Source organism: Achromobacter sp. Bel (assembly GCF_012928505.1).
Lineage (GTDB): Bacteria > Pseudomonadota > Gammaproteobacteria > Burkholderiales > Burkholderiaceae_B > Achromobacter.
In genome coordinates this window covers 1-10,258 of the sequence record NZ_JABBJN010000096.1, presented here as the reverse complement: position 1 = coordinate 10,258, position 10,258 = coordinate 1, and the positions used below count along the sequence as shown (strand labels likewise).

The window sequence follows — 10,258 nt, the reverse complement described above, 5'->3', positions numbered from 1 at the left end:
ATCTCGCCCCGCCGCGCGCCGTGTGCCCCACACCGGCATGCGCCGCGCCATCGCCCGCCGCCTGACCGAGAGCAAGCAGAACGTGCCGCACTTCTACCTGTCGGTGGATTGCCGCATGGACGCGCTGCTGGCCCTGCGTGCGCAAGCCAATCAAGGTGGCGCGGTGAAGCTGTCGGTGAACGACTTCATCGTGCGCGCCGCCGCGCTGGCGCTGCGCGAAGTGCCGGAAGTGAATGTCAGCTGGCACGAAGACGCCATCGAATACCACGCGGGCGCCGACATCTCGGTAGCGGTCGCGACCGACGGCGGGCTGGTCACGCCCATCGTGCGCGACGCGGACGTGAAGTCCCTGTCCGCCATCGCGGGCGAAATCGTCGAGCTGGCCGGACGCGCCAAGATCAACCGATTGAAGCCCGAAGAATTCACCGGCGGCTCGCTCACGGTCAGCAACCTGGGCATGTACGGCATCAGCCAGTTCGCCGCCATCATCAACCCGCCCCAGGCCGCCATCCTGGCCGTGGGCGCGGCCGAACGCCGCCCGGTCGTGAATGACGCGGGTGAACTCGTCGCCGCCACCGTCATGACCGTGACGCTGTCAGCCGACCACCGCGCAGTGGACGGCGCCGTCGGCGCGCGCTGGCTGGCGGCGTTCCGCACGCTGATCGAAAACCCCGTACGCATCCTGCTGTGAGCCCGACGATGACCAAGACCGTGTTTGACCTGATCGTCGTCGGCGGCGGCCCCGGCGGCTACGTCGCCGCCATCCGCGGCGCTCAACTGGGCATGTCGGTGGCGCTGGTGGAGCGCGCCGAACTGGGCGGCATCTGCCTGAACTGGGGCTGCATCCCCACCAAGGCCTTGCTGCACAGCGCCACCGTGCTGCGCGCCTGCCGCGAAGCCGCCCATTACGGCGTCACGGGCGCGGGCGATGCCCGCCCCGACCTGGCCGCGATGGTGGCCAGGTCGCGCAACGTCGCGGGCCGCCTGGGCCAGGGCGTGGCGCACCTGATGAAGAAGAACGGCGTCACCGTGTTCGCCGCCAGCGCCAAGCTGGCCGGCTCGGGCAAGCTGGCGTTGGACACCGGCGCCACGCTGTCGGCCAAGCACATCATCCTGGCCACCGGCGCGCGTGCCCGCGACCTGCCGGCGCTGCCGGTGGGCGAACGCATCTGGGCCTACCGCCAGGCCCTGGCGCCGGCCGAGATCCCGAAGTCGCTGCTGGTCGTGGGCGCCGGCGCGATCGGCGCGGAGTTCGCCAGCTTCTACCGCGCCGTCGGCTCGGACGTCACCCTGATCGACATGACGCCGGACATCCTGCCGCAAGAAGATGCCGAGATCTCGCAACTGGCGCGCAAGGCGTTCGAGAAGCAAGGCATCCGCGTGCTGACGCAATGCGCCGTCACGGCATCCTCGCCCACCGCCACGGGCGTCAAGGTGACGCTGGAGCAGCAAGGCAAGAAGACGGATCTTGAAATCGACCGCGTCATCGTCGCCGCCGGCATCGTCGGCAACGTCGAGCACCTGGGCCTGGAAAAGACCCGCGTCAAGGTCGAGAAGACCCACATCGTGACCGACGCCCAATGCCGCACCGGCGAACCCGGCGTCTACGCCATCGGCGACGTGGCCGGCGCCCCATGGCTTGCCCATAAGGCCAGCCACGAAGCCGTGCTGTGCGTGGAAGCCATCGCGGGCCTGCCCACCCACGCCATCGACCCGCTGCGCATTCCGGCCTGCACGTACTCGTACCCGCAAGTCGCCAGCATCGGCATGACCGAGGCCCGCGCCCGCGAACACGCCAAGCAGACCGGCGGCGAGATCCGCGTGGGCAAGTTCACCTTCGCCGGCAACGGCAAGGCGATCGCGATGGGCGAAGACCAGGGCTTGGTGAAGACCGTGTTCGACGCGAAGTCAGGGGAATTGCTGGGCGCGCACATCATCCATCCGGAAGCGTCCGAACTGATCACTGGCTACGGCGTGGCGGCCTCACTGGAGGCAACCGAAGAAGACCTGATGCACACCGTGTTCGCGCATCCGACCTTGTCGGAAACGCTGCATGAATCGGTGCTGTCGGCGTTTGGACGGGCGCTGCACGCGTAACGCGGCAGGATGGGTTGCGCGATGCCACCCATCCCTCCTACACCCGCCGGGCGAAGAAATCCAAAAAGCACGCAATGCGCCGCGACAGCTGCGTGTTGCGGTGATACACCGCGTGCATGGGCTGCAGATAATCGCTGTACACGCCCTCCATCACCTTCACCAGCCGCCCGGCCGCGATGTCTTCGCGCACGACGAAATCCGACAGGCATGCGATCCCCACGCCGCGCAGCGCCAGCTGCCGCTGCGTTTCCCCGCTGGACGTCGCCAGCGTCGGCGTCGCCAGATAACTGGACCCGCCCGCATGCTTGAGCGGCCACACGTTCAGGCTTTCGGGGTGCGTGAACCCCAACACCTCATGCTCCGCCAGATCCTCCACCGTTTCCGGTGCCCCGCGCCGCGCGATGTACTCGGGGCTGGCCATCATCCACCGCGGCGCCGGCCGCAACGGCCGCGCGTGCAAAGTCGAATCCGTCAACGGCCCCATGCGGATCGCAATATCGGTGCGATGCTCCATCAAGTCCACGATGCGGTCGTTGCTGGTCAGTTCCAGCGTGATCTCGGGATACTCGCGCCGGAACTCTCCCACGTGCGGCACCACGCAATGCAGCATCACCGGCACTGACGCATCCACCCGCAACCGCCCCGCCGGCCGCTGATGCACCATCCGCATGCATTCCTCGGCCTCCTCCAACGCCGCCACGATCTGCCGGGCCTTGGGAAGAAAGTGCGCGCCTTCTTCGGTCAATTCCATGCGCCGGGTTGTCCGGTTCAAGAGAATGACGCCTAACTCGTCTTCCAGCCGTGACAGGCCCCGGCTGACGCCTGATGCGGTCTGTCCGAGCATCTCTGCCGCCGCGCTCATGGAGCCGGCATCGACGACGCCAAGGAACAGGCGCAACGCTTCAGAATTGAGGGACATGGGGGCTCCAGGCTGGGTCTAGGAATTCTATCGGGGTTTCCTTGTGATGGGCGTGGTGATTGTTCTTGAGACGCACGACGCGGTGAGGCCCTGGGGGGCGCGGGTCAACGATTGCGGTCCGGAGCCTTCGCTCCGGACTGCCCCGTCGTCATCTTCGTCACTGCCTACGGCAGCTCCTTCAGATTCCCTCGGGCTTATCGACTCCCCGCGCCCCCCAGGGCCTCACCGCGCCGTGCTCCGGCGCTTGCAATCTGACGTCATCGGGGACGAGCGGTGCTCGTAGGGTTCTAGCCCCGAGTCGAAAGTAATGGAAGATCTTGCGGGGCTTGCCCCCGGCCGGCCGCGCGGGCGGCCTTTGGGGGCTTCCACGGAATTTTGCGGGCGAGGATGCTGCGCAGCGCGCAACGCGAAAATCACATCAGAGACGCACGAAAAGTGCCGAACGCTGAGCGACCGCATCGACCAATCAACGGCCTTCTTTTTAGACGGATGGCGCGCGTACAGGTCTCAATCAGCAAGCGGCTGCCCGCCGCGCGCCACCCGTCGCTCCACCTCCCCCCCGATTGCGAAGCTCAATAGCAAACCATTCACCACAAGCGCGCAAGCGACCATCGTATGACGCCCCGTCAACGCGTACGTCGGACGCGGCCGCCCGCGCGGCCGCGTGCGGCGGGCCACGCAAGTCTCGCCAGTCAGTAACGGTCTAGCAGCGCGCAAACCAAGATAGCGCCAGCACGTTGGCGGGGTCGGGCGGATGGCGCGCAACCTTGATGCGCCCGAGGGAATCCGTAGGGAGCCGAAGGCGTACGAGGATGACGACGGGGCAGTCCGGAGCGAAGGCTCCGGACCGCAATCGTGGGCGCGCGCCATCCGTCCGACCCCGCCAACGTGCGACCTACGAAGCCACCAGCCGCCAACCGCCCCCCCCGGCAACAAAAAAAAGCGGCGCAAAAAGCGCCGCCTTTTTCACACCCCGAGCAATCAGGCAATCACCGCTTGCCCTTCTGCTTCAGCTGCGACAAATCCCGCACCGCACCGCGATCCGCCGACGTCGCCAACGCGGCATAAGCCTGCAACGCCAGCGACACGACGCGTTCGCGTCCCACGGGCTCCCAGCCATCCGCGCGCGCATCCATCGCCGCGCGACGACGCGCCAGTTCTTCGTCGGACACCGCCAGGTGCATCTTCCGGTTCGGGATATCGATCTCGATCACATCGCCTTCTTCCACCAGGCCGATCGTGCCGCCTTCCGCCGCTTCCGGCGACGCATGGCCGATCACCAGCCCCGACGAGCCGCCCGAGAAGCGACCGTCCGTGAACAGCGCGCACGTCTTACCCAAGCCCTTGGACTTCAGGTATGACGTCGGATACAGCATCTCTTGCATGCCCGGACCGCCCTTCGGGCCTTCGTAGCGGATCACCACCACGTCGCCCGCCACGATCTTGTCGCCCAGGATGCCTTCCACCGCATCGTCCTGGCTTTCGAACACGCGCGCACGGCCCGTGAAGACCCATTGCGACTCGTCCACGCCGGCCGTCTTCACAATGCAGCCCTTCTCGGCCAGATTGCCGTACAGCACAGCCAGGCCGCCGTCCTTCGAGTAGGCGCTTTCCTTGCTGCGGATGCAGCCCGTCTTGCGGTCCGTATCCAGCGTCAGGAACGTTGCGTCCTGGCTGAACGCCACCGTCGTCGGGATGCCGCCCGGCGCGGCGCGGTAGAACTTCTGCGCTTCTTCGCCGGCCTCGCCTGCCACGTCCCACTTCTGGATCGCGTTGCCCAGCGTGCCGCTGTGCACGTTGCCGCAGGACAGGTCCAGCAGGTCGGCGCGCGCCAGTTCACCCAGGATGCCCAGGATGCCGCCTGCGCGGTGCACATCTTCAATGTGGTACTTGTCGGTGGCGGGCGCCGCCTTGCACAGGCAGGGCACCTTGCGCGAAATGCGGTCGATGTCGGCCATCGTGAAATCCACGCCCGCTTCCTGGGCCGCGGCCAGCAGGTGCAGCACGGTATTGGTCGAACCGCCCATCGCCACGTCCAGCGCCATCGCGTTCTGGAACGCGCTCTTCGTCGCGATGTTGCGCGGCAGGACCGATTCGTCTTCTTCCACGTAGTAGCGGCGGCACAGGTCCACGACCAGGCGGCCGGCTTGTTCGAACAAACCCTTGCGCCACGCGTGCGTGGCCACGATGGTGCCGTTACCCGGCAGCGCCAGGCCGATGGCTTCAGTCAGACAATTCATCGAGTTGGCGGTGAACATGCCGGAACAGGAGCCGCACGTCGGGCAGGCGCTGCGTTCCACTTCCGCCACCTCGGCGTCCGAGACCTTCGGGTCGGCCGCCTTGATCATGGCGTCGATCAGGTCGATCTTGGCGATCACCTTGCCGTCGGTCGGCGACTTGACCTTGCCCGCTTCCATCGGCCCGCCGGACACGAACACCACCGGGATGTTCAGGCGCATCGCGGCCATCAACATCCCCGGCGTGATCTTGTCGCAGTTCGAAATGCAGACCATGGCGTCGGCGCAGTGCGCGTTCACCATGTATTCCACCGAGTCGGCGATCAGTTCACGCGACGGCAGCGAATACAGCATGCCGCCGTGGCCCATGGCGATGCCGTCGTCGACGGCGATCGTGTTGAATTCCTTGGCGACGCCACCCGCGGCTTCGATCTCTTTGGCCACCAGCGCGCCCAGGTCGCGCAGGTGCACGTGGCCCGGCACGAACTGCGTGAACGAGTTCACTACCGCGATGATCGGCTTGCCGAAATCGCCGTCCTTCATGCCGGTGGCGCGCCACAGGGCGCGGGCGCCGGCCATGTTGCGGCCGTGGGTCGATGTGCGGGAACGGTAGTGCGGCATGATTTGTCTCGAGTGCTGTTAGCGTGGCGGCAAAACGGTAAATAATACGCTGGATCGGGGCGGCGCTGCCCGGCGGCCGCCCCCGAGGCGGTTCGTGGCCATCAGGCGGACGCCCCGCCGCGCGCCGCGAACACGCTGGGCGGCTCGCCCACGGCCCGGCGGAACATCGCCGCGAACGCGCTGGGACTGTCGTAGCCCAGGTCCAGCGCCACGTCCAACACCCGCGCGCCGCGCGCCAGCCGCTCCATGGCGGCCAGCAAACGCGCCTGCTGGCGCCAGCGGCCGAAGGTCATGCCCGTGTGGCGCAAAAACAGGCGGTGCACCGTCTTGGCGTCCACGCCCAATTCCCGCGCCCAGTCCGCCGCCCCCGCTTGCCGCTCGGGATGGCGCACAATGGCGCGGCAGATGCGCGCCAGCCTCGGCTCGGATGGCTGCGGCAAGTGCAGCGGCAGCACGGGCTCCTGGCGCAGCTCGTCCAACAGCAGCATCATCACCCGTCCATCGCGCGTGCCGGGCGCCCAATCCAACGGCACATCGGCAGCGGCCACCATCAGTTCGCGCAATAGCGGCGAAATCGACAGCACGCAGCATTGTTCCGGAAGATGCGCCGCGGTTCCCGGCTCGACGAATACGGTGCGCATGCGCGGTTCCCCGCTCATGCGGATGCCGTGCGGCACCCAGGCGGGCACCCAGACGCCCCGCGTCGGCGGTACCACCCAGATGCCCGCATCGGTGTCCACCGTCATCACGCCAGAGATCGCGTACAGCAATTGGCCCCGGCGATGCCGATGCCGGCGGACGCGGTGGCCATCTTCGTAATCCACCGCCAGCCCCGCCACCGGGCGCTGGGACGATTCGTAGGGGAACAGGTCCACCTCGGCGGGAGCGCGCGATTTGCCGGCGGACGGGGGCGCAGGAATGTCCATTTAGCGACGATTAATGTCTTGATAGCGTTAGACGGTCTTTCCCAGTGTACCTATCATCCCCGAATCCCTGCTGAATCTCCTGACGCCGCCATGCTCTTGCCATTCGCCCCCTGCACCGTCCGCGCCGCGTTTGCCGCCGCCGGGCAGGGGCGGGCGGCCGGCGCAGCCTCACCGGCCCTACCCCTGCGACTAGCGCGCGGTTGCCGGGCCTTGCGCCCCGTGGCCGCCCGGCAGCCCGGGGCCCGCTGACGGGCCCCGAAGCCACCTCCCCCATTGCTTTGCCGTCGCCGCGTCACGCGGCCATGGCTGTCTGATGCCGCGGCGCCTGCTCGCGGCCGGAGGTCCCCATGCTTGAACACCCCCAACACAAATACCACCCCACCCAACCGTTCACGCGCGATTACGCGGAACGCACCTGGCCTGCGCGCCGCCTCGTTGCGCCGCCCGTCTGGATGAGCACCGACATGCGCGATGGCAATCAGGCGCTGGTCGAGCCCATGAACGGCGCGCGCAAGCTGCGCATGTTCGAGCAACTGGTGGCGGTCGGCATTAAGGAAATCGAAGTGGCGTTTCCCTCGGCATCGGATACGGACTTCGACTTCGTGCGCAAGCTGATCGAAGAACGCCGCATACCGCAAGACGTCACGATCGAGGTGCTGACGCAGTCGCGCCCCGACCTGATCGAGCGCACGTTCGAATCGCTGCGCGGCGTACCGCGCGCCATCGTGCACCTGTATGCGCCCATCGCGCCGCAATGGCGGCGCATCGTGTTCGGCATGACGCGCGCCGAAGTCAAGGAGATCGCCCTGGCCGGCACCCGACAGATCCGGGCGCTGGCCGATGCCTGCCCCGAAACGGAATGGATCTACGAATACTCGCCGGAAACGTTCAGCCTGGCCGAGCTGGATTTCTCGCTGGAGGTCTGCGATGCGGTCAGCGCCATCTGGGCCCCCACGCCTGCCCGCAAGATGATCATCAACCTGCCGTCCACGGTAGAGTGCACAACGGCCAACGTGTACGCCGATCAGATCGAATGGATGCACCGCCATCTTGCACGGCGCGACAGCATCGTGCTGAGCGTGCATCCGCACAATGACCGAGGCACCGCCGTCGCCTCGGCCGAACTGGCCGTGTTGGCAGGCGCCGACCGCGTCGAAGGCTGCCTGTTCGGCAACGGTGAACGCACCGGCAATGTGGATCTGGTGACCCTGGCCATGAATCTGGACCTGCAAGGCGTGCGGAGCGGCCTGGACTTCTCCGACATGGCCGCCGTGCGCGAATGCGTCCAGGACTGCAACCAGTTGCCCGTGGATGTCTTCCACCCTTACGCGTTCACGCACGCAACGCCAACAGCGCGGCTTCCAGGTGCCGCAGCCCCCGGCTAAGCGGCTTATCGCGGCGCAGCACGATGGCCAGGTCGCGCGACAGGCGCGGCGTCAGCGAACGCACGGCCAGCGCGTCGCGCCGCCCCGCGCCGGACACGGCAAGCTTGGGCAACACCGCGCAGCCCAGGCCGGCAGCCACGATTTCCTTCATGGCTTCCGTGCTGCCCAGTTCCATGACGGGCTTGGCGGCCAGGCCCGCCGCTTCGAACCAGTCGTCGACCAGCCGCCGCGTGCGGGCGCCGGGCTCGAACAGCACCAGCGGCAGCCCCGCCAGCGACTGCGGCGTCACGGCGTCGGGAATCGCACCTGAATCGCGGGCGGGAAAAATTGCCACGAATTCGTCTTCCAGCACCGGCGTGACCTGGAACATGCGGCCCGGCGCGGGTAGCGTGACCAGCGCCATGTCCAGCGTGTTGTGCTCCAGCCCGCGCAACATGTCCGACGTATTGCCGGTGCTGGCCACGATATCCAGCGCGGGAAAGCGCTGGCGCAGGTCGGCCAGCAAGGGCGGCAGCAGATAGGTGCAGGCGGTGGCGCCCGTGCCCAGCCGGATCCGCCCGGATACCTGCGACGCATGGGCCGACATGGCTTGTTCGGCCTGCGCCAGCGCGGCGTCGATGACGCGGATGTGGGTCAGCAATTCCAGCCCGGCGGCGGTCGGTCCGGCGCGACGGCCGATGCGCTCGACCAGCTTTAAGCCGAAACGCCTTTCCAACTGGCGGACTTGCAGGCTGACGGCAGGCTGCGTCACGCCGCCACGCTCGGCGGCAGCAGAAAAACTGCCCAATTCGACCACCTGGGCGAACGTGCGCAGATGGTCCAGGTTCAAGCCACGCATCGCTTCAATCCAAAGTTTTACTTATGAAAATCATAATAAACCAAAGCTTTATTAATGAATTGCGTTGCGCGACACTGGCGGCTGGTTCTCCCTCATCGACTTTCCCGCCCTTTTTTCATGCCGCCCACCCAGCCTACCGTCCTGATCCGCGACAGCGCGGACGCCGACCTGCCCGCCATCAAGACCCTGTACGCACACCATGTCGAACACGGCACCGCCTCGTTCGAACTGGAACCGCCTTCCATCGCCGAAATGCGTCAGCGCCGCGGCAGCGTGCTGGAAAAGGAAATGCCCTATCTGGTGGCGGAGATCAACGGCGAGGTCGTCGGCTACGCCTACGTCACCCCGTACCGACCGCGTCCGGCCTACCGCCACACGGTGGAGGATTCGGTATACGTGAAGGCGGGCCGCAGCGGGCTGGGCATCGGCGGCAAGCTGCTGGCCGCGCTGATCGAACGCTGCACCGCCGCCGGCTGGCGCCAGATGCTGGCCGTGGTGGGCGACAGCCGCAACGCGGCGTCCCTGGCGCTGCACGCCAGCCAGGGCTTCCACCCGGTCGGCACCTTGCGGTCGGTTGGGCACAAGCATGGTGAATGGCGCGACACCGTTCTGATGCAACGCGCCTTGGGCGCAGGCGACACCACCCCGCCGCAGCGGCCGTGATTCCGCCGCGCGCCATTGTCTGCCTGGGCCTGACCCAACTGATCGGCTGGGGCGTGACGTTCTATCTGATCGGCGCACTGGGCCCGGCTATGGTCGCCGACCTGGGCTGGAGCCCTGCCACGGTCTACGGCGGCTTTTCCGCCGCCATCGTGACGATGGCCCTGGTTTCGCCGGTGGCCGGCATGGCCGTGGACCGCTGGGGCGGCCACCGCGTCATGCCCATGGGCGCCGTGGTCGCCGCAGCCGGCTGTACGCTGCTGGCGGCCGTCCATGCCGTTCCCGTGTATTTCCTGGCCTGGCTGCTGCTGGGCATCGGCATGCGCCTGTGCCTGTACGACGCGGCCTTTGCGTCGCTTGCCCGCGCCGCCGGCCCCACCGCGCGCCGACCCATATCGCAGATCACGCTGTTCGGCGGCTTGGCGTCCACGGTGATGTGGCCCGTGGGCCACGCGCTGTCCGCCTGGCTGGGCTGGCGCGGCGCCGTGCTGGTCTACGCCGCGCTGGCGCTGGCCACGCTGCCGTTGTACCTGGCGCTGCCCCGTCAACGCTACGCCGCCCCCGAGATCGGAAGA

9 protein-coding genes are annotated in these 10,258 nt (G+C 67.4%); 5 read left to right on the top strand and 4 right to left on the bottom strand.

The features are described 5' to 3' along the window. A partial coding sequence (locus HG262_RS29975) for a 2-oxo acid dehydrogenase subunit E2 (protein WP_169274465.1) occupies window positions 1–691 on the top strand: 691 nt, incomplete at its 5' end. Between the two features lie 8 nt (window positions 692–699). Then, window positions 700–2,097: a dihydrolipoyl dehydrogenase gene (gene lpdA, locus HG262_RS29970; protein ID WP_169274464.1), complete on the top strand. Its 1,398-nt coding sequence runs from the start codon at window positions 700–702 to the stop codon at window positions 2,095–2,097. 37 nt (window positions 2,098–2,134) lie between these two features. On the opposite strand, the gene HG262_RS29965 is transcribed toward lpdA, so the two are convergent. The 3 genes from HG262_RS29965 to HG262_RS29955 form a co-directional block, all read right to left on the bottom strand. Beyond that, window positions 2,135–3,016 carry a LysR family transcriptional regulator gene (locus HG262_RS29965; protein WP_169274463.1) on the bottom strand — a complete coding sequence of 294 codons (882 nt, stop codon included), beginning with the start codon at window positions 3,014–3,016 and terminating at the stop codon, window positions 2,135–2,137. Between the two features lie 989 nt (window positions 3,017–4,005). After that, a complete protein-coding gene (gene ilvD, locus HG262_RS29960) occupies window positions 4,006–5,874 on the bottom strand; it encodes a dihydroxy-acid dehydratase (RefSeq protein WP_169274462.1) in 1,869 nt (622 codons plus the stop codon). A gap of 101 nt (window positions 5,875–5,975) precedes the next feature. Beyond that, a complete protein-coding gene (locus HG262_RS29955) occupies window positions 5,976–6,800 on the bottom strand; it encodes a helix-turn-helix transcriptional regulator (RefSeq protein WP_169274461.1) in 825 nt (274 codons plus the stop codon). A 347-nt stretch (window positions 6,801–7,147) separates the two neighbouring features. On the opposite strand from HG262_RS29955, the gene HG262_RS29950 reads away from it, so the two are divergent. Next, entirely contained in the window at window positions 7,148–8,185 is a 1,038-nt protein-coding gene (locus HG262_RS29950; RefSeq protein WP_169274460.1) for a 2-isopropylmalate synthase, read from the top strand. Here HG262_RS29950 and HG262_RS29945 read toward each other — a convergent pair. Next, the gene (locus HG262_RS29945; RefSeq protein WP_169274459.1) at window positions 8,133–9,023 is read right to left on the bottom strand and encodes a LysR family transcriptional regulator; all 891 of its coding nucleotides are present in this window, start codon (window positions 9,021–9,023) and stop codon (window positions 8,133–8,135) included. The genes HG262_RS29950 and HG262_RS29945 overlap by 53 nt on opposite strands. A gap of 117 nt (window positions 9,024–9,140) precedes the next feature. Between HG262_RS29945 and HG262_RS29940 the strand changes: the two genes are divergently transcribed. Then, complete coding sequence (locus tag HG262_RS29940; RefSeq protein ID WP_169274458.1) at window positions 9,141–9,686, top strand: GNAT family N-acetyltransferase; 546 nt, start codon at window positions 9,141–9,143, stop codon at window positions 9,684–9,686. After that, window positions 9,683–10,258, top strand: a 576-nt coding sequence (locus tag HG262_RS29935) for an MFS transporter (RefSeq protein ID WP_169274457.1), incomplete at its 3' end; no start/stop codon positions are given. The genes HG262_RS29940 and HG262_RS29935, both read left to right, overlap by 4 nt.